Raw genomic sequence first — 20173 nt, forward strand, 5'->3', positions numbered from 1 at the left:
ATGCCGCGAGCGCGCGAAGCGGGGGCGGCGTGTTTCTGGTGCGCGCATGCCTTCGGTATCGTTCATTGCAGCCCTCAGTAGGCGGAGTAAGGCCGCACCGGGGTGGGCGGAAAAGCCCGGCCTTCCTGTCTGCTGAAGTAATAGCGCAGATACGCCATCGCGCGGTTCGGCGCATAGTTGCGCGAACGGTCGATCTGGAAACGCAGGCCAGCCACCAGGTATGGCGAAAAGTCGTACTCGACCGCGCCACCAAAAGCGTAGCTGAGGCCCCCGCCCGATCCGCCCGCATACACGGGAGGCGCGAGCTGATTGCTTGCCAGACGGGCTACGGCCGATGCCTGGAGGTCCGGCCGGGTCGGGTAGTACGGCATATCCTTCTCGTAGGTATTCGACCAGCCGAGCAATCCCTGCAACTGCCATGACCACGGCCCGCGCCGTCCGGCCCAGTCGAGCGGGACGCCAAGCGATAGATAGCGCTGCGGGCTGTAATAGCCGCCGTGGCCAAAACTGTAGAAGCGTAGATTTTCGGCATAGTGCCAGTAATTGGCCACCAGGCCGCTCTTCACGCGCTGGCCGCTTTGCTCGAACAGCGGCCAGTCGATGCCCGTTCGCAGCGTCAACTCGCGATTGGTCATCACGTTGTGCCCGGTCAGCAGGCCTGCGCCCAGATCTGCGAACACGCTGCCGCGACCCACGCCCTGGGCGTAGTGCAGATTGATGCCGTTGCGCAGCACACCGCCCCACGTCTGGCCGGTTGCCGGATCGGTCGCGCCGGCGTAGGAAATCAGGCTGCTGGTAACGGCGCGCCGCGACACGTCGACGGATGCCGAGGCATTGCCGAGTTCCGCGCGATAGCGCAAGCCGGCGGCGACGCTTTGCCTGACGAAGCCGAGCGGCGTGGTACCAATATCAGCGCGCCAGCTGTCGTAGGCGCGGTCCGACTCATAACCGGCTGCCAGCGCCATGCCGCGCTCATGCTGGGCCGCCGGCAAGAGGTTCGCATTGCCGCGCGCGGCAATCTGGCCGAAGGTGGTGACGTCGGCAAAGCGGTCGGCCGGCAGCGTGCCGGCATCGAGCAGGACGGTATCGGCCTGGAGGAAGGCGTGGCCGCTGTAGCCGTGCGGCATGCGCAAGTACAGCGGAATCTCGATGGCGTCCAGTTTCGATATGCCGGGGTCACCGGCCTTTTGCGACGCCAGGGTGGCGGTGGCGAACTGTCCTTGCCGGCGCGCCTCGAGCGCGCGCAGGGCGTGCTCGGCCGGCGTGCCGTCCGGCCCGGGCAGAACGCTCGCGCGCTGCTCCTGGGCCTGTGATTCGCGATACAGCGCCGCCGCCTCGTCGTAGGCGTCGCGCGCCTGGGCGATGCGTCCCTGCTGGACGGTGATATCGGAACGCTCCGGATACCTGCGCCGTAGCAAGTCGGCCACGGCCGCGGCTTCATCCTCTCGCCTCAGCGCGGTGAGACGCCGGGCGACGGAGAGCCGCGTATCGATATCCTCTTCCGGTGCGTCGGCCAGCACCGCGCGCACCAGGTCGGTGGCGGCATCAAGCTTGCCTTCGCGTTCAAGCATGCGGGCTAAGGTAAGGCGTGCGCCTGCGTCTTGCGGTTGCGAGGCAAGCACCGTGCTTGCGGCCTTGGCGGCAGCCGCATAGTCGCCCTGCGCGTCTCGCAGGTCCGCCAGGGTCAGCAGCCAGCGGCGGTCCTCCTGCTGCCTGGCCGGCACGGCAAGCAAAGCCTGCTGGGCGTGCGCCAGTTCGCCCTGTGCGATCAGGCGATCCGCTTCGCGCAACGCAAGCCGCAGGCGTTGCCCTTCGAACGCGGCGCGATCATCTTGCGAGAGACCGGGGCGCGTGCCCGCATCGTCCAGCCATGCTGCCAGTTCGCGGTCGCGTTGAGCCGCGGCGAGCAGCTCCCCGTAGCGCAGGCGCACGCCAATGGCGGGATCTTCGGGATGGGCGGCGAGCCAGTCCTGCACGAGCCGCAGCCCAACGTCCGGCTCGCGCAGGCCGATCCATTCGCGCCCGATCGTGGCGAGCATCTGCGGATCGGCGGCGGCCGCAAGCGTCGCGCGCTGCAATAACACGCGCGCCTGTGGCTCGTATCCGCGGGCAATCAGCTGGCGCGCATCACGCAACCGCTGCTGGGCGGCCAGGCTGCCAGCGAGCCTGAGCATGCCTTCGCTGCGTTCGCCCTGCAGTATGGGTGCGAGGACTTCGCTCGCACCGTCGATATCCTCCAGTGAATTGCGAAAGAGCGCATTGGCGTAACGCATTTCCGGCGCCTGCGATACCAAGAGTCCGTCGTCCAGCACGGAGCGCCCAAGCGCGGGCAGGCCGAGGTCGCGGTAGATGCGGGCCAGGGTAAAGCGGCTCCAGGGCGAATCCGGCTTCAGGCGGATGGCTTCTTCGAGCCGGGCCATCGCCGGGCTGTTCTTGCGTTGCGCTAGCAACTGATCCGCTTGCGTCGCCAGCATGTCGGCGCGCAGCGCGTTCAACTCGGCCTGGGCCCCCGTCAGGCGCTTCTCCGTGCCAGCGATCAAGGGAGCAATCTCTTCGTTGCGCTGGTTGTCGCGCAGGAGTGTCGCTAGCCGGCGCAGCGCGCCGAGATCCGGCTCGCGAGCAGAGAGCTGGTGACGCAACAACGCTTCGGCTTCCGGCAACTTCTGCTGCGCCATCAGCGCGTCGGCGAGGACCAGTTGAGCGCCGGGATTCTCCGGCTGTTGCGCCAGCGCCCGCCGGACAATCGCCTCCGCCTCGGCCGGCCTGCCTTGCGCGTTGGCGTCGCGCGCCCGTGCCACGGAACCCCAGAAGGCAGCGGTGGCGAGCAAGCCGCGCCATTTCCCCCTTGCTCGGGATCGAGCCGCAAAGCGCGTGCAAATAGCTCGCGCGCTTCATCGTGTCGGCCCTGGCGCATGCGGACCAGTCCCAGTGCTCCGATCAGCACGGCATCGCCCGCACGGGTACGGTAGGCGTCTTGCAGTGCGTTCTCAGCCTCAATCAGGTTGCCACGTTCAAGCTGTGCAAGGCCGCGCTGGCGAGCCTGGTAGGCGGGGTCGGCGAGCATGCGCCGGTGGGCATCGAGCTTTTCGGCAAGCGTGGCCAGCGTTGCCTGCGCGACCTGGTCGTCCGGTACTTCCTTCAGATAGAGCTCGAACGCGCGATAGTAGGCGGGGTCGTCGCGAACATTGTTCAGTGCACGGCGCCACGCTTCCAGCGCGGTCTTGCGATCCGCGTCGGGCCGCTGCGCGACACCATGGAGGATGCCCAGTCCCTCTTGGCGAGTGGCCTCACGCTCGGTGAGCAGGCTACCGAGTACACGTGCCAGCCGGGTGTCGCCCGGGTCTTGCCGGGTGGCAAGCCGCAACGCCGCGATGGCTTGCAGGCGTCCGGCGGAGGTGCCTGCCAGGATGCGATAGTATTCGCCCGCCAGCTCGCCGCTTGGCGCTCCGCGGGGAAATAGCGCCTGCAATCGGGCTGACGCCTCATCGGATTTCCCGCTGCGCGCCAGCAGGCGGATGCGGGCCATTTCCGGCTTGTCACGGGTTGCAATCCGATAGCTGTCCTCCAGCCCCCGTGTCGCCGGGTTGTCCGGATTGCCCTGGCGCATCTGGCGCAGGATCAGCTCGGCCTGGGCTGGGCGATTGGAGCGAATTTCGATCAGACCGAGCAGTTGCAGCGCGTCGGGCTGCCGGGGATCGAGCAGCAAGGCCTTTTCCAGCACCTCACGCGCGAGGTCGGCGCGGCCTTTCGCTTCCCACATCCGGGCCGCGGCCAGCAGTTGCGCCATTTCAGCCGAGAGCGCCGGACCGGGCGCGACCGCGGCGCTCTGGGCTTGGGCTGGTGCGCTTGCCGTGTTGGCCAGGAGCAGCGCCAAGGCTGAGACTAGCGCGCGGCGGCAGGGCATGTGGTTTTCCAGGCAGGGACGAGGGCGCCGTCGGCATCAAAACGATACATCCGGTCCAGGTAGCCGAGACCGAAAAGGGCAAGCACCTGGCTGTAGTATCCCAGTGGCGCCTGAGCAGCCAGAGCGCGTGTGCGTTGCGCCTGTGCATGGGCCAGGCCGGGCTTGCCCAGCGCTATGAGAAGCGGTACGACGGCGGCGGAGAAGCCGGCATTGCCAGCGTTGCGTCCGGGCATGCCCGTCTGTGTGTTCAAGCGTTCTGGCGGATAGCCGTTGGTGGCCACAAAATCGGCAAGCGGCTCGAACTTACGTAGCATGGCCGGGCGCAGCGGCTCCTGCGGCGCGAGCATGCCGGCCCAGAGGTACACCCGGATCGCGTTATATGCGCTCTCGGCCTGGGTTTTCGTATCCGGCTGGAAGCCGCGGACAGCGTGATACTCGACCCAGTCGGGGGAAAAGCCGAGCGGCGCAGTGGCCATCACCTGCCTGGCCGACGTCTCGACGAGGTGCGTCCATGCCGTTTGCTCAGGCAATGCCGTAGCGAGACGGCGCATGAGTTGCAGCGGCACATAGCTTGGATTCAGCCGCCACACATCGGGCTTGAGCTGGAATCCGACGGGGCCGGGAAGAAGCGTGCGGCCGAGGGCCGGCAACTGCGCGGTTTCCTCTTGCAGGATGCGGCCGGCCAAGACGGAGCCCAGCGCCGTGAAACGACGCTCCTGCCAAAGGCGGCCGGCCTCCAAAAGCGTGTAGGCGATCCAGAGGTCGGCGTCGCTGGCTGGGTTGGCATCGATCGTGCCCCATGTTCCACCGTCGCCGCCATCTGCGCGTTTGCCCCAGATCCATGCGGGAAGATGCGCGGTCAGGTCGCCGCGCGCGAGGTTGTCTTCGGTCCAGCCGAGCAGCTTGTCGAACATGGGGCGGTCGTTGGCAACCAGCGCAAAGAACAAGCCATAGGCCTGGCCTTCCGACACAGTAACGCTCTGCTCGCTGCTCGCATCGACGACGCGCCCCTCTACGCTGATCGTATTGCGCCTGAAGTCTTCCCAATCCGGCCAGGGACAGGTCGCCGCGCCACCGGCAACGGTGGCGGCGGCCATCATGCCGGCCAGGAGCCAGCGAGCAAGGCGAGCCCGCATCCGCGCCATGTCAGCCTCCCGCACGACGGGCTGCGATGCGGCTCAGCGCCAGAAAGGCGGCGAGCGCGAAGACCAGGCCGGCCAGGATCCCGGCGACCGCCATCAAGGCCGGATACGCGGAGACCTTGACCCAGATACGTGCATACCAGGGGAATTCGCCAACGTAATAGCGCTCGCCGATTCGCAGAGATTCGATCTCTTGCTGGCGGATGATGGTCAGGTCGCCTCGTACCTGGCTTACCTTGCCAGGGTCCTCCAGAGCGTCCAGCACATCGCCGATCCGGCCGGGATCGGCCGCGGTAATCGCTACCACACTCCTGCTCTTGGCGTAGGGCGACTCGAAGCCGATGAGCGCGACGATGGGGCCGCCGGCAGTCAGGATGGCCCTGCCGGCAGGCGCTGCAGCATCCTCTTCGAGGCCGTTCCACCAGTCCGGCCAGGCGCTGGAGCGCTGGTCACGCAGTGCTATCTCGGTCCTGCCTCGCTCGATCAGCAAAGGCAGGGACTTGCCCCATTGCGCGAGCCATTGTGCGGCCGAGCCTGTGCCAATGACCAGCAGGTTGTGGTCTGTGACACTGTCGATGGCCTTTACGGGCGTCACTGTCACACGCAGTGCCGGCAACCCGGTCCATTTTCCCATGTGGCCGAGCAGGGTCAGAAGCGTTTCCTTATCGCGGGCAGTGGGCGCGTCCGGAATCACGACCGCCGTATCCGCAAGGTCGGCAAGTCGTGTGAACGGATAGCCGCTATTGGCAAAGAATGCCAGATTGGGCAAGGCTGCGTAGTGATGGAAACCGCTGAAGTCGATGGTCGAGTCCGGGTCAATGGCGGCACGCGCCACGTCGCCCCCGTCGCCGCGCAAAGCCCGGTCTTCTGCGAGTCGATATGGAAGCGGAACTGAAGCTGATTGTTGCTGCCGACGCGGAAGGCTGGAATCTGGATCTCGTTGGTCACGCTGGCATTGCTGCCCGATAACAGTGGCACGCTCACGGCGCTCTCGTCGCTCTGGCTGCTTAGCGGCTTTAGCCGGTAGGATTTGACCAGTTGATCGTTGATGTCCACGCCCAGCACCGAATCGTTGTACGCGGACGGCGCCGTGTAGCGGTACTTTACATTGAGCGGGACGCTGCGTTGATTCCAGCCATACAGATCGGCGGGCACGCGCAGGTTGATGCGAATCGGCTCCGGACTATTGCCTGCCACCTGCAGTTGCTGCGGCTCCTTGACAAGTTCCTTGAACCATACCGGTCGATCCACCGGCGCCCAGTTTGGTGCATCGTACGGCTGGCGCGGTTGGCCCGGATCTACCGACTGCACCAGTGTGGCTGCGCCGGCCATCGCCGCCTTGCCCAGCACCAGCGCGTTGGCGGCGGTCTGCAGTTCCTGCGCGTTGCGCCCGGCAATCAGAAGCAGCTTGCGGCCAGGCGTGGCGGGGTTGTCGATGACGCTGATGGATGCGCCCCCGATCGCCGGTATATCCAGGCCAGCGGGCATCTCCGCTGGTGTCGCGAAGACAATGGCGTGCCTGTCCGCTGGCGGCGTGTCGGTCACAGGAAAGCGCGCCTCGCGGTAGCTCGCGAGCGCCCCCAGCCACGAAGCGACCACGCCTGCCGCGCGCAGCGTACTGCTGCTGGCCGTATTCGGTAGCACAAAAGGCAGCGTGACGCGGCCGTTGTCGCGGCGGTCGAAGAACGGCGCGGGTATCAGCGCAAGGCTATTCGGGAGACTGACGCTGGCCTTGGATAACGTCAGGGTAGTCGTCGGACTGATATCGGCCCACAGGCTGGAATGGGTGGGGTCCTCACACTGATCCACCGTATAGTGGGCAATGAGCTGGACGCCAATGCGGTTGAAATCGGTGAAGAAGCGCGGGTCGAGATCGAGTTCCCGCGTCACCGGCTGCCCTGCGTGCTCCTTGTCCAGCGGCAGCGTGGCGACCACTTCGTCGTTCAATGTGATCTTGATATGCGACAGAGAATGGATCAGCGAGGGCGAGTAAGTGAAGTTCAACGTCAGCTTTGCCGCTGTGACAATCTCATCGAGCCGTACCCCGACGTTCAGCGTCCGGCTGGCATTGACGCCGCGAAGCGCGATCGGACCGTATTCGCCCAGTTGGCGGAGTGCCAGGGTCTGCGCCTTGAGCGGCATCGCAGGTGCCGCCACGCTTTGCGTTGCGGGTCCAGGTGGAAGCGTGTCGTGCGCATTGGGCGCCGCCTGCGAGAGCGGCGACGCAAATAGCAGCCCTGCCGCAGCCATGCAGGCGCGCCGAATGGCTGACAACGGAAAAATCATGACGGAACGCTGGTTGTTTTGTAGGCGATATTGGACGAAGACCCCACTCCGGCGCTTCGCGTCGCGCTTCTTGCGAATATTCACGCGTGCGCATCGCCGATCAGGACGTCCTATTCCTATTCTCGAAATTGTCGGGTTGTCGCTCTCGCGCTAGGCAAGAGGACAGGCTCTCTATCGGCAGAATGGCAACATTCCTTTAGCCGGCTCTGTCACGTTACTGGCGCGGTCGCGTAAGATCACGGCGCGGTAGCGCTGCGTACTGAGAATGGGGTGATGTTCGCTCCCAGCCTCAACAGGTATGCCAAGCCATCGCCATGGTGCTCATCTTGGGCGTTTGGGCCGTCAAGCGGCTCTTTTGAAGCGGAATAGCAATGTCAGAGGGATTTCACGTACACGGTGCCCACGACCACGCGCTTGAGCACGCGGCGGAAATCGGTCATGCCGACAGTTTTTCGGGTCGCATTGCGGTGATGACAGCGATCCTGTCGACGGCTGGCGCGGTTTTCGGATATCAGGGCGGGGCGACCCAAAACGAAGCGCTGCTTCTGAAGAATGAAGCCGCTATTCACAAGACCGAGGCAGCCAACCAATGGGCCTACTACCAAGCGAAGGGACAGAAGCAAGCGATTGCTGAACTGACGGCACAGCTGCCCGGAGTGGATCAAGCCGCCGCCAAACGGAAGCGCTGCGCTACGGGTCGGAGAAGGAGCAAATCCGGCAGAAGGCAGAGGCGCAAGAGCGGGCGGCCAGGGACGCTGACGAGGCCAGTGAGAATGCCGTCCACCATCATCACCGCTGGGCACAAGCCGTCGTAGCTGTTCAGGTTTCTATCGCCTTGGCGGCAATCACGCTGCTCACGCGGCGCCGATGGTTGCAGGTGGCATCGTACGGGGTAGGCGCGATTGGCGGTGTTCTGGCTGTCCTTTCAATGCTCCACATCTAGGAAAAGATGAAAACGACAATCAGCCAGTTGCCAGTTGCCGGTTGAGCGTGTCGCGCTCCGTCTGCAGCCGCGCCCGTTCCTCGGCTCCGGCCGCAGCGGCGTCTTGCGCCCTTGCCTGCACGGCCGCCAGCTCGGTGCGCAGGTCCGCCCTTCTGGCGCAGCGTGCGCTCCCGGTCGATCTCGCGCAGCGCTCTGCGCTCGGTGGCGCTGGCCCGCTCCTGCGCCGCTGCGACCTGCTCGCGGGTGCTCTCCAGCTCCGTCGACAATTGAAGGGTCGGCCGCGCAGATCCGAAAAACCACCCAATCGTCATGGTTTTTTGCGAATTAAGATGACCGGTCATATACTGCTTCCACCAAACCGGATTTCGGTGTCATGGAGCACATCATGCAACTTAGCGGCAACACCATCTTCATTACGGGCGGCGGTTCCGGAATCGGGCGCGGCCTGGCAGAAGCCCTGCACAAGCAAGGCAATCAAGTCATCATTTCCGGGCGGCGCAAGAGCCACCTGGAAGCAACCGTCCGAGCGAACCCCGGTATGGCGTCGATCGAACTCGACGTCACTGATCCGGCCAATATTGCCGCGGTCGCCAGCCAACTGACGAGCGACTTCCCGAAGCTCAACATCCTCATCAACAACGCGGGCATCATGCAGATCGACGATGCGAGCGGCGCGGTCGACGAGGAACTGCTCGTGTCGACCGTGGCGACCAACCTGCTCGGCCCCATCCGCCTCACAGGCGCGCTCATCGAGCATCTGAAGAAGCAGCCTGACGCGACCATCATCAACGTGTCGTCGGTCCTCGGCTTCGTTCCGCTCGCCGTCACCGCGGTTTACTCGTCGACCAAGGCCGCCATTCACTCGTACTCGGAGTCACTTCGCTGGCGCCTGAAGAACACTTCGGTGAAGGTCCGCGAAATCGCACCGCCCTGGGTTCAGACCGACCTACTGAACAGCAACGACGAGCCGCGCGCCATGCCGCTTGCACCGTTCATCGCGGAGACGATGCAGGTGCTCGCGACGGACGCCAACGAAGTCCTGGTCGAGAACGCCAAGCAACTCCGCGCAGCGGTCGGGCCCGACAATGGCGCGTTCTCACTGCAGTTCAACGATATCTTCGTCGCTGGCTGAGCCCATCGGGACGATCGCGTCCCTGAACCAATTTAAAGGACAGAGCCATGGGCAGACCGAGCGTTCGTCCCCTGATCGTCGATGCAGGTCTGCGCGTCTTCCTGCGTGGCGGCTTCACCGCGAGCAGCGTCCAGGACATCACCGACGAGGCCGGCGTCCCAAAGGGGTCGTTCTACAACCACTTCGAAAGCAAGGAAGCCCTGGGCGCTGAAATCGTCGACCTCTACGCAGAGGGAGGCGAGCGGCGAGCGGCGCTGAAGGACAGGTCTCGCCCCCCTGGAAAGGCTACGCGCCCACTTCACGGGGCTGACCGAGATGTACAGGGCGGCGAACTTCTCCAAAGGCTGCCTACTGGGAAATTTCAGCGCCGAGGTCTCCGAGTCCAGCCCTGAGATTCGCGAGCGCCTCGCGGTGCTGTTTGCACGTTGGACTCGCGAGATGGAAGAGGCGATTTCCGAGGCGCAGCAGCGCGGCGAGGTACCGACGCAGACCTCGGCCGCCGACCTCGCGGCATTCCTGTTGGACGCCTACGAAGGCGCGATTCTCCGCTCAAGAGTGGAGAAGAGCTCACGCGCCTTCGAACGCTTCGAGACCCTCGTGTTCGAGAAGATCCTGCGTTAAGCCAGCACGTCGAGAGACGTGCCACCAACCAACCTCAAGACGGCAGACGCATATGGCGCATCGCCGTGTAGGAGCACGCCGGTATGAATACCGCAATCGCATCCGCAACAGTCCCGAAGCCACTGTACTGGTTGGCGCTAGGCGCCTTTGCCATCGGCACGGAAGGCTTCATGATCGCACCGCTGCTGCCCAGTATTGCAGCAGACTTGGGCGTGAGCGTCTCTATGGCCGGTCAGTTGGTCACCGCATTTGCGTTGGCCTATGCACTCAGCTCGCCGATTCTAACCGTCCTGACTGGGTCAGCAAACAGGCGACGGCTTCTGATACTGTGCTTGGGCGCGTTCGCCGTTGCGAACGTCATCGCCTTCAGCTCGTCGGGCTACTGGCAACTGCTAGGTGCGCGCCTATTGCTCGCGTTCTCCGCGGGCTTGTATGTGCCGAGCGCGAATGCGGTAGCCACAGCGCTCGTCCCACCCGAGCGTCGAGGACGCGCGTTGTCCATTGTCAATGGTGGCACGAGCCTCGCAATCGCACTCGGCGTACCGTTGGGCGCCATCGTCGGGCATGCAGCCGGATGGCGGATGACCTTCGCGGGCGTCGCGGTCTTGGCTGTCATCGCCACCATCGCGCTCCAACTGGGGCTACCGAGAGCATTCGGCGCCGGCATTCCTGTGGCATCCCTCAAGGCGCGGTACGCAGTGGCACGAAACCCGCAGGTTCTGCAGGCGCTGATGGTGACGACGTTGTGGGCCATGGGAGCCTATACGGTCTACACCTACATCGCGAGCTACATCGCCGGAGCGACCGGCATCGTCGGCGCAGGTCTCAGTGTGATTCTCTTCGTCTGGGGCCTGTCTGCGGCAGCCGGCGTCTTCCTGGGGGGAATCTCACGGACAAGCTCGGGGCAGAACAGGTGATCAAGCCGGCGCTCGCCGCCCTGGCGTTTGCCTTCGGCAGCTTGTCCTTGATCGCGCTTTCGCCGGGCCACTCGCTGTCTGTCGTGCCAGTGATCGTCGCTGTGGTTGTGTGGGGACTGTCGGCGTGGGCGTTCTTCCCTGCGCAACAAGCCCGGCTCATCGGTATCGCCGGCCTTCCCGTCGCCCCAGTCGTGCTGTCCCTGAACGCATCGTTCATGTTCGCGGGCTTCTCGCTCGGAGCCGCGCTCGGTGCTTTCACGCTCAATCACGCATCGTTCGCGGACCTTGGCTGGGTAGGCGCGACTTGCGAACTCGCCGCGCTGCTGCTCTTGTGGCTCAGCTTTGCCAAAGCGTCTGCAGTCACAAACTCTCTGCCCGCCACGTCCACGGCGAATGAGTAGTCCGCCTTCAACTCGAAGCGTATGTAGCACCCGTCCAAAGTCATTCTTCAATAAGGTAACTGCAATCAGGGGGATTCGTACTATCCGTGCGAAGACTGGCGCTTCAGGCTTGTAATCTATTGGTTTCATGGCAATTGCGGATTCCTCCGCTAATTGTGCCTCGACACTGGCACGGTGGCGTCCTGCGCCCTCGCCTGCACCGCCGCCAGTTCGGTGCGCAGGTCCGCGACGGTTCTCCTGCTCGGCCACGACCACCGCGGCCCGCGCTAGGTCGCACTGGGCTTCCGCCTCGCTCGCCTGCAACCGCGCTTCAGCCCGCAAGGCGGCCAGCTCGCCGGTGGCCGCCTCGTTGGCGGCCTGCCAGATCGACTGCACGGCATTGGCGGCGATCGCCTTGAGCGCATACGTCTCCAGGCCCGCTACCGCAGTGAGGCAAAATGGTCGCGAATGAGACCCCGCGTCGGAACGTGCGTACTCTTTCATTCGCCAACGCGATACCATCGGGTAGATTCCCTTGCGCAGCGTGTTTGCGCAGAATAGCGAGATCTTCGCGTTGACGAAGATTTGCTTGCTGCCTGCGACGCGCTTCGGGGCCCGCATGTGCACTACCTCCCGCAGTGAAGTACATAGAATGCAAGGATACCTACCCAGTGTTGTGTTGACCGGAGCTGCGCCTCTGCTCGAGGTACTCGGCGTTCAACCCGAGTTGGTTGCGACCGGAGCCGAGCTGCCGGAGCTTGCGCTCCGTTCCGCCGACGTGCCGATCCGGGGTGCGCAAGTGCTTCGATTCCTTTCGCTGGCTGCTGAAGTTGCGCAATGCCGGAACTTTGGACTAAGACTCGCCGAATATCAGGGCCTGGCGGTCCTGGGGCCGATCCTTGTGATGATGCATGGCGCGCGTACCCTCGGGGAGGCAATGGATACGCTTGCCGAGTTCTACGTGCTACATACATCGATGTCTTCTGTACGCGCAGTGCGTGACGAACAGGGTATGGTCTTGACTTACGACATTGAAAACGGTTCCGGTCCCGGAGAAGTTCAGGCAGTTGAACTGGGTCTCGCCAACGGTATGCAGTACTTGCGTACCATCTGTGGTACCGCCTGGCAGCCGGCCGTTGTGCAATTCCGTCATTCGGCGCCTGCGGACTGCGCGATGCACAGGCGCACGTTCGGACCGTCCCTCAACTTCGATCAGGACAGAAACGCGATTGTCCTCGATCGCGATACGGTGACGCGTCCGGTAACGCAACTGCGCCGTAACGCGCATCGTGTGCTCGAAGCACACTTGCGGCGAGAAAGGGCTCAGGTGGAGGCGCTATGGACGGTACGCACGCAAACGATGATTCGCACGCTCTTGCCGTTCACTGACAGTTCGCTCAACGCCATAGCGCGAGCGCTCGCAACGTCCCCGCGGTCCTTGCAACGTCGCCTCGCTGAGGCCCGCACGACGTTCGAAGAACTGCGGGAACAAGTTCGTGAAGATCTCGCCCTGAAGTATGTGCAGCAGTCAAATCTGCGTCTCGCCGAGATCTCTGAACTGCTCGGCTATTCGCAGCAAAGCGCGTTTAGCCGTGCGTTCAAGCGACTGCGGGGCGTCACGCCCCGGCAGTTTCGAGCCATGCGTCATGGGGACGACCCCGGACGTCCTGCCAGGTAGCAATCGCCTGCCTTGGGTTTCACGTGGCGACGAACGTGGGATTCAGGAACTCCGGATCAGGATATTGATAGAAGCCGCGTCCCACTGACTCGCCGATACACCCGGTATCGATGAAATGCGCTTTCACGTAATCTGCAATGCACCGATGCGTCGAATCGCCCGTACGTTCCGCGAGAGCGCGCGTGACATTATAGACGGTCGTCATGCCGATTCCGTCGAGAATGCCGAATGGGCCAATCCGATCGGCCTTCGCAATCATCCACGCCTTGTCGATCGTCTGCACGTCGGCGACGCCGTTGACCAGCAGACCCAGCGCGGCGATCAGCATCGGGACGAGCATGGTATTGAGCAGGTAGCCGGGCTGCTCCTTGCGCAGCGGTAAAGGCACCATGCCAATACGGTGTGCGAACTGAACCATGCGCGCGAATACGGCGGGGTCGGTGCCCGGATGGCCCATGATTTCGGCGATGTTGTGCTTCCACACTTCGTGCGCGAAATGCAGGCTCAGCACGTGCTCGGGCCGGTCAGTGAACATGGCAAACTGGCTTGGCACCAGCGTCGACGAGTTGCTCGCAAAGATGGTGCCGGCCGGCGCTACCGCTGACAGTGAACGGTAGAAAGACTGCTTGATTACCAGATCCTCAGGGATGGCTTCGATGACGAGGTCCATGTCGGCAACGGCCGAACCGAGGTCGGTATTGCCCTTGATGCGTGCCAGCGTGGCTTCGATCTGCTCGCGAGGGGCGCCCAAGTCGGCGGCGTAGACGCGCCCTAGCGCATCAAAACGGGCGTTCGCGCGATCCAGGCAGGCGGTGTCGACGTCGTAGGCTACGACGTCGACACCGGAAAACGCGCACTGAAAGGCGATCTGCGCGCCCAGCACGCCGGTGCCGGCCACCATGACGCGTGCGATCGGCTGATTGTCGTTTAGGGAATGAGAAGGCATGAGTGACGGGTGCGGTGCGTATCGTATATCGGATCCAGGGATGGAAGCGGTGCGCAGGGTGCAAGGTGGGTCATCGGCGTGACCTCCGTGAGCCAGATGCCTGGCTCACGGAGGTTGCCGTCGCTTAGCGTCCGCCCTGGCAGCCGATCAGGTCGATCTCGGGCAACTCATTGGCTTTGCAGTAGTCCTGGTAGCGGCTCAAAGCCGTCCGCCACGTCTCGACGAACGTGACCTTGCCGTTTTCGTCGAGGAAGTGCAGCTCACCAGTCGACACCACGAGCGCCATGCCATTGTCGTCGTCGGACAGATTCGTAAACGAGTGTGACGACTCCGACGGCTCAAAAACGAAATCGCCGGCTTGCGCGATCCAATCGTGCTGGTCGTATTTCCATCGACCGCTGAGTGTGTAGACCATCACCGTGCCCGTATGGCGATGAATATGCGCGCCTTCGCCTCTGGCAGCCTTCATGAGCAATACCACTTCGCCCGTGACCGGGTTGATTTTGAAGTATTTGAGTAGAATTTTGTCGTTAATAGGGGCGAAGGGAATCCACGGCGTGGCGCTTGCGCCGATATGGACCGTGTCGATCGCGGAAACATCGTTGAGGGCTTGCGTAGCTTCTGTGTTCATGGAATGTGTCTCCGATTGAGTTGAGGGCTGGGTGTGCGCAGCGCGAACCGTGCGCAATCTCCAGTCCCTATTCAATCGCAAGTCACCCGTGGGAACTTGACCTGTGCCGCCCTAATTTGTACTTTACGCGCCAAGTGTGTTTTGCAAGCTGATCTCATTCAGGACAAGGCTGACCCGCGGCACCCCACATCGCCACATCCTGCACATGCGACTCGAATGTGCCAGGCGGTGTGCTGCGCCCCCCACCCGGATTCCAGCTCCAGGGGATAAAGCCATGCATAAAGGCATCGTGACGCGGATGCTCTGCCAACCCCGCTGCGTCCCGACCACCATTGCGCTTGGGGTCGCGCAACTGCTGACAGATCTCCGCGCCGCTCTTACCGAGCCACTGGAATTGCACAGGGGCCAATTTCCAGGCAATGCCGACATGTGGTGGCGCATGCGGTACATCGTTCGGCGCGGTCGAAGTCACATGGCAAGTTGTGCACGTTTGTCCCGGGATACCCGCGCGACCGAAGCCGGCGTTGATGTTCATACCATGCAGTCGGGTCCTGCTCTCCCCGACAACATTCCACCTCGGAACATTGTCTGCACCAACGTGGCAATTGGCGCAGCGCGGATGGGTGACAACGGCCTGGATGCGCTGCCATGCCTTCAGGCCATCGTCCTTGCTGACGCTGCCCGAAGGCGGCATGTCGCTGGCGGTCTTCTGGTGGTCGGTGGCTGAGATCGCGAACGGGGCGGCAATGGCCACGGCGGCGGCAACCAGGCATCTCAACAGAATGCGTTTCACGTTTGCCCCCCTCAAACGAATTCGACGAACTTGTTGAACGGCATTTCGCGCAGGCGCTTGCCCGTGGCGGCGAAAATTGCATTGGCTAGCGCCGGCGCGGCTGGGGGCACAGGCGGCTCGCCAATCCCCGTATCGGGCCGGCTTCGATTCCGCGCACTTCTATCCTGGGGCACTGGAACATGCGCATGCCCTCATGCTGTTTGAAATTGCGCTGCTGCACCATGCCGTTCGCGTAGGTCAGTTCGCAATTCATGGCGTGACCCAGCGCCCAGACGACACCACCCTGCACCAGATTTTCAAAGCTGACCGGATCAATGACTTTGCCTACTGCGGCGGCCACCCACACTTTTTCGATACGAATGGCGCCGCTTTTCGTCACGGAAACCTCGACCACCTCGGCTACAGGAACGCCAAATGATTCCGTGAAAGCCACGCCTCGCCCTCGACCGTTGCCCGGCCGCGGCCCGTTCCAGCCGGACATTTCGCCGACGGCATCCAGTACCTTGCGGTGCAATTCATTCTTGCACAGGTCGATTCGCCCCTTGAGTGGATCGACCCCCGCGGCGAGCAGCAATTCATCAATAAAAGCGTCACCGAAGAAGCCACCAGTGGAAGCGCCAACCGAGCGCCACGACGAGCACGGCGAGGTGCCCTTGACCTGGTAGCTCGTCATTCTGAAGTTCGGGATGTGGTACTGGAGGTTGCCGGTCCCAAGCGGAATCTGATTGTCCGCCCCAGCCGCCTTCATTCCCATGCGGCTGAACTGCGACCGCACGGCAGAACTGGCGGCGACATGAAAATCCACCGCGACGATCTTGCCATCCTTGACCACGCCGCGGTTGCGCGCCATGCCGATATGGCGCGGGAAGTCTTGCAGGAAATCCTCCTCGCGCGAAAACACCAGCTTGACCGGCGTGCCGCGCATTTTGCTGGCGATCTGCACGACTGCCCGGATGTTCTCGAATTCCAGGCGATGACCGAAGCTGCCGCCAGCCCATTGGTTGTGCAGCACGACCTGCTCCGGCTTGTGCCCGGTGATGGAGGCGGCGATGCCCTGCACGGCGGCAGGCATCTGGTGACTGGTCCACAGCTCGATGCCGTCGTCGCGAACAATGGCGATCGCGTTGAGCGGTTCGAGCGGCTGATGCGCGACATACGGTGCGCGATACTCGGCCTCGACCACCCTGGCACCCTGCAACGCGCCTTTCACGTCGCCCTCGCTGCGCCAGACCTTGTCGACGTTGTCCGGCGCGAAAGCGGCAGCGACGGCAGCCCAGTGCTGGGCCTGCTCGGGCGGATAGTCGGTGGCCGCAGCCCACTTGCACTCCACCGCATCCGCGGCCTGCATTGCATACCAGGTATTGGTCGCGACGACGGCAAATCCGTTGGTGATCGGCAGGATCTTCTTCACCCCTGGCATGCGCTCGGCCTTGCTCGCGTCGAATGACTGCAACGGCGCGCCCTTGTTCGGATTCATCTTGACTGTGGCGAAGACCATGCCCGGCACAGACTGGTCGATGCCGAACCTGAGTTGGCCGGTGGTTTTCGATGCGATATCCAGACGCTGCACAGGCTTGCCGATCAGGCGCCACTGCGATGGATCGCGCAGCCTGACGTTCTGCACCGGCGGCGCTTTGGCTGCCTCGGAAGCGAGATCGACATAGCGAATCTTCTTGCCGTTGGGCAGGATCACCGCCCCAGATGCGGTACGCAGCTTATTGACGGAAATGCCGGTGCGCCTGGCCGCGGCGGCCTTCAAGGTCTCCCGCGCAATCGCGCCGGCCTCGCGTAGCTTGGTGTAGCCGTCCGGAATGGTGCTCGAGCCGCCGGTCAGCTGCATGCCGGCGTCCTTGAGCATCTTGTTCGCGCCCGCGCGCGCTGCCTCGGCTTCGGGGCTGTGGTCAATGCTGAGGAACGGAATCAATTCATCCGCCAGAGCGGTGTTGTAGTAGGCCTTGTCGGTCGGGCCGAAATCGGTTTCGAACTGACCAAGGTCGAGATCCATCTCCTCCGCGATCAGAATGGCCTGGCTCGCGACAGCGCCTTGTCCGACGTCGGCGTGCGGCGTGATCAGGGTGATCTTGTCGGGGCCGATCCTGACCCACGGACTGATCGAGACCGGCTTCGCTCCGGCCTGCGGCGCACTGGCAGCACCCTTGGCGAAGACATAGGGCCCGAACACGACGCCGCCGGCGACGGCAGCCGAGCCAATCAGGAAGGAGCGGCGACCGGGCTTGCTGACGATCTCGTCCATCTCACTTCTCCGACAGTTTCGTGGCGGCCGCATGGATCGCGGTGCGGATACGCTCATAGGTGCCGCAGCGGCAGAGGTTGCCAGACATGGCTGCGTTGATATCGTCGTCCGACGGCTTGGGATTGGCCGACAGCAGCGCAGCGGCCTGCATGATCTGTCCGGTCTGGCAGTAACCGCACTGCGGCACCTGATGTTCGATCCAGGCCCGTTGCACCGCGTGCAGAGACTTCGCACCCAGCCCTTCGATCGTGGTCACCGCCCGCTTCCCGAGATCACCGATGCGCATCTGGCAGGATCGCACCGCCTGGCCGTCGATATGCACCGTGCAGGCGCCGCATTGTGCAATGCCGCAGCCGTATTTCGGCCCCGTGATGCCCAACTCGTCCCGCAACACCCAGAGCAGGGGCATGTCGGGGACAACGTCCACTCGCCGCATTTTTCCATTGACTGTTAGCTCGATCACGGTCCGCCTCCGCGCTTGTTGGCGTTGAGTAAAACGCATCGAAACGATGACTCGCCAGGGTAAGTTCAGATCATGCTTGAAGATCGCCTTGCTCGACGCGCCTTCTGGCACGGCAGGAACGGTCACTCCAGGATGGCCCGTGGTTCGAGAAACGCCTCGATCCCATACGTGCCGAATTCCCGGCCAACGCCAGAGTGCTTGAATCCGCCCCAAGGCGCCTGTGGGTCATCACGCATACCGTTGATCGCGATGCGGCCGGCGCGGAGCTGAGAAGCCACGCGGCGTACGCGATCCAGGTTGGTCCCGCTCACGAAGGCGTGGAGGCCGTATCGTGATTCGTTGGCAATCCTGACCGCATCTTCATCAGTTTCGTAGGCGATGACACACAGGACGGGGCCGAAGATCTCCTCCTGGGCGATCGTCATGTCGTTCGTGACATTGACAAACACCGTCGGCTTCACAAAGCAGCCGTTCTCAAGACCCGGCGGATGGCCCTCGCCGCCGACCAGTACTTCACCGCCCTCGGCGATACCTTTGTGGATATAGGACTGCACACGCTCATACTGCTTCTGCGTCACCAAAGGTCCGACAGCAGTCTTCGGGTCGGCAGGATCGCCAACGGGAAAAGCCGGCATCGCATCCACAATGGCGCGCTTGACCTCATCGAGACGACGCTTCGGCACGAGGAGCCGCGTCCCTGCCGCACAGGCTTGACCGCTGTTCAGGAAGGCGATGCCCAGCGCAGTCGGAATCGCTTTGTCGAGCACAACGTCATCAAGAAGGATGTTGGGTGACTTGCCACCCAGTTCGAGGGTGACCCGCTTCATCGTCGCAGCACCGTCGCGCATGATCCTCTGGCCAACCGCAACCGAGCCTGTGAACGAAATCTTGGCCACGTCGGGATTGCGCACCAGCTCGGCCCCAACGTCATCCCCGCGGCCCGTGACGACATTGCACACGCCCGGCGGCAGGCGTGCCTCGTGCAGACACTTCAGCAACACATGCGTCTGCAACGCGCTGAGTTCGCTGGGCTTGACGACGACCGTGCATCCGGCGGCAATGGCCGAGGCCAGCTTGAGACAGATGAACAGCGCATTCGAGTTCCAGGCCGTGATCAGCCCTGCGACGCCGACCGGCTCCAAGGTCACCGTCGTCCGGCCCCAGGTCTGAACCAGCGGCAGTTGGTGGAGCGCCTTCTCTGCATGCGTGAACGAGTCGGCGGCCATCCGGACAATGAGCCTGGAGAATTCGACGGTGCCGCCATACTCATCGACCATGACGGCCGTCAGATCGTCGACGCGCGCGGAAACCGCCTCGTGCAGTCGGTGCAACAACGTCGCGCGCTCTTCCTTGGTCGTCCGGGCGAAGCCAGGGAACGCATGCTTGGCTGCGGCGATGGCGAGCCGCGCATCTTCGTCATCGCCCAGCATTGCGTAGGCGATCGCTGTGCCGTTGGCCGGGTTGACGCTGACCATGACCTCGCGGCCGTGGGATTCAACGAACGCCCCATCGATGTAGTGTCGAGTGATTGTTTTCATCGCGCCTCTCCGGGAGGACTGACGGTCGGGACGAAGACGGTGGCGCGGGTGAACAATTCGATGCCTCGCGATCGTCGGCTCAGGCCCTGCTGCGCTGGCACCAGGGTCATGACGATCTCTGAGGCAATTACTGAGCCAGCGGCAATATATTGAATTTACAAGGACTTTTCAGGTTGCGCATTGGCGATATTTCGCCAATGGCGAACTCCTGTACAACAACTGACTGCTTAACTGTTTGTCGGCGGCTGCCGAAAGCGGCACTTGTAGATTCCCAGCGCGCGGATCTTCGATTCGAGCGTCGAGCGCGGAATGCCAAGCCGTGTCGCCGCCCCGGATGGTCCATAGACTCGGCCGTCACAGGCGCGCAGCGCGTCCTCGATGATCGCCTTCTCATGTGCGGCAAGCGTGCCGGACAGGGCGAGCCGGCTGTCGACCGGTGGTCGTGTCGGCAGCCAGCTATCGTCGATCGTGAATTCTTCAGAGTCACACACAATCACTGACCGCTCGATGACGTTTTGCAGTTCGCGCACGTTCCCCGGCCATGG

The 20173-nt window shown here is 63.4% G+C and carries 18 protein-coding genes and 1 pseudogene; 7 read left to right on the forward strand and 12 right to left on the reverse strand.

What is annotated here, in order from left to right:
* Window positions 1-74: 74 nt before the first annotated feature.
* The 5 genes from OMK73_RS14460 to bcsB are packed head-to-tail and all read right to left on the reverse strand — an operon-like array spanning window position 75 to window position 7332.
* Window positions 75-2744 carry a cellulose biosynthesis protein BcsC gene (locus tag OMK73_RS14460; protein WP_267606378.1) on the reverse strand — a complete coding sequence of 890 codons (2670 nt, stop codon included), beginning with the start codon at window positions 2742-2744 and terminating at the stop codon, window positions 75-77.
* A complete protein-coding gene (locus OMK73_RS14465; RefSeq protein ID WP_267602660.1) occupies window positions 2675-3904 on the reverse strand; it encodes a tetratricopeptide repeat protein in 1230 nt (409 codons plus the stop codon). Before OMK73_RS14465 ends, OMK73_RS14460 begins: the two co-directional genes overlap by 70 nt.
* A complete protein-coding gene (gene bcsZ, locus OMK73_RS14470) occupies window positions 3883-5004 on the reverse strand; it encodes a cellulose synthase complex periplasmic endoglucanase BcsZ (RefSeq protein WP_267602661.1) in 1122 nt (373 codons plus the stop codon). The genes OMK73_RS14465 and bcsZ overlap by 22 nt, the downstream gene beginning before the upstream one ends.
* A 46-nt stretch (window positions 5005-5050) precedes the next feature.
* A complete protein-coding gene (locus OMK73_RS14475; RefSeq protein WP_267606379.1) occupies window positions 5051-5848 on the reverse strand; it encodes a cellulose biosynthesis cyclic di-GMP-binding regulatory protein BcsB in 798 nt (265 codons plus the stop codon).
* Entirely contained in the window at window positions 5737-7332 is a 1596-nt protein-coding gene (bcsB, locus tag OMK73_RS14480; protein WP_267602662.1) for a cellulose biosynthesis cyclic di-GMP-binding regulatory protein BcsB, read from the reverse strand. Before bcsB ends, OMK73_RS14475 begins: the two co-directional genes overlap by 112 nt.
* Window positions 7333-7703: 371 nt before the next feature.
* Between bcsB and OMK73_RS14485 the strand changes: the two are divergent.
* From OMK73_RS14485 to OMK73_RS14520, 7 genes and pseudogenes are all read left to right on the forward strand, one after another.
* Window positions 7704-8275 (forward strand): annotated as a pseudogene (locus OMK73_RS14485) (DUF4337 domain-containing protein).
* A 385-nt stretch (window positions 8276-8660) separates the two neighbouring features.
* Window positions 8661-9407 (forward strand): SDR family oxidoreductase, encoded by a 747-nt coding sequence (locus tag OMK73_RS14495; RefSeq protein WP_267606380.1) that lies wholly within the window; start codon window positions 8661-8663, stop codon window positions 9405-9407.
* A 47-nt stretch (window positions 9408-9454) separates the two neighbouring features.
* On the forward strand, window positions 9455-9799 hold the full coding sequence (locus tag OMK73_RS14500; RefSeq protein WP_267602663.1) for a TetR/AcrR family transcriptional regulator: 345 nt from the start codon (window positions 9455-9457) through the stop codon (window positions 9797-9799).
* Window positions 9723-10028 carry a TetR family transcriptional regulator C-terminal domain-containing protein gene (locus tag OMK73_RS14505; protein ID WP_267602664.1) on the forward strand — a complete coding sequence of 102 codons (306 nt, stop codon included), beginning with the start codon at window positions 9723-9725 and terminating at the stop codon, window positions 10026-10028. The genes OMK73_RS14500 and OMK73_RS14505 overlap by 77 nt, the downstream gene beginning before the upstream one ends.
* Window positions 10029-10111: 83 nt before the next feature.
* The gene (locus OMK73_RS14510) at window positions 10112-10945 is read left to right on the forward strand and encodes an MFS transporter (protein ID WP_267602665.1); all 834 of its coding nucleotides are present in this window, start codon (window positions 10112-10114) and stop codon (window positions 10943-10945) included.
* On the forward strand, window positions 10942-11346 hold the full coding sequence (locus OMK73_RS14515) for a hypothetical protein (RefSeq protein ID WP_267602666.1): 405 nt from the start codon (window positions 10942-10944) through the stop codon (window positions 11344-11346). The genes OMK73_RS14510 and OMK73_RS14515 overlap by 4 nt, the downstream gene beginning before the upstream one ends.
* A gap of 631 nt (window positions 11347-11977) precedes the next feature.
* On the forward strand, window positions 11978-13003 hold the full coding sequence (locus OMK73_RS14520; RefSeq protein ID WP_267602667.1) for an AraC family transcriptional regulator: 1026 nt from the start codon (window positions 11978-11980) through the stop codon (window positions 13001-13003).
* A gap of 19 nt (window positions 13004-13022) precedes the next feature.
* Here OMK73_RS14520 and OMK73_RS14525 read toward each other — a convergent pair whose 3' ends face one another.
* The 7 genes from OMK73_RS14525 to OMK73_RS14555 form a co-directional block, all read right to left on the reverse strand.
* Window positions 13023-13904 carry a 3-hydroxyacyl-CoA dehydrogenase gene (locus tag OMK73_RS14525; protein WP_267602668.1) on the reverse strand — a complete coding sequence of 294 codons (882 nt, stop codon included), beginning with the start codon at window positions 13902-13904 and terminating at the stop codon, window positions 13023-13025.
* 169 nt (window positions 13905-14073) lie between these two features.
* Complete coding sequence (locus OMK73_RS14530) at window positions 14074-14580, reverse strand: 2,4'-dihydroxyacetophenone dioxygenase family protein (RefSeq protein WP_267602669.1); 507 nt, start codon at window positions 14578-14580, stop codon at window positions 14074-14076.
* 154 nt (window positions 14581-14734) lie between these two features.
* Window positions 14735-15334: a hypothetical protein gene (locus OMK73_RS14535; protein WP_267602670.1), complete on the reverse strand. Its 600-nt coding sequence runs from the start codon at window positions 15332-15334 to the stop codon at window positions 14735-14737.
* 124 nt (window positions 15335-15458) lie between these two features.
* Entirely contained in the window at window positions 15459-17627 is a 2169-nt protein-coding gene (locus OMK73_RS14540; protein WP_267602671.1) for a molybdopterin cofactor-binding domain-containing protein, read from the reverse strand.
* A gap of 1 nt (window position 17628) precedes the next feature.
* Window positions 17629-18129 (reverse strand): (2Fe-2S)-binding protein, encoded by a 501-nt coding sequence (locus tag OMK73_RS14545; RefSeq protein ID WP_324291812.1) that lies wholly within the window; start codon window positions 18127-18129, stop codon window positions 17629-17631.
* An 83-nt stretch (window positions 18130-18212) separates the two neighbouring features.
* A complete protein-coding gene (locus tag OMK73_RS14550; RefSeq protein WP_267602672.1) occupies window positions 18213-19628 on the reverse strand; it encodes an aldehyde dehydrogenase family protein in 1416 nt (471 codons plus the stop codon).
* Window positions 19629-19855: 227 nt separating this feature from the next.
* Complete coding sequence (locus OMK73_RS14555) at window positions 19856-20158, reverse strand: helix-turn-helix domain-containing protein (RefSeq protein WP_267602673.1); 303 nt, start codon at window positions 20156-20158, stop codon at window positions 19856-19858.
* Window positions 20159-20173: the final 15 nt, after the last annotated feature.

Origin of the sequence: Cupriavidus sp. D39 (assembly GCF_026627925.1) — a bacterium.
GTDB classification, from domain to species: domain Bacteria; phylum Pseudomonadota; class Gammaproteobacteria; order Burkholderiales; family Burkholderiaceae; genus Cupriavidus; species Cupriavidus ulmosensis.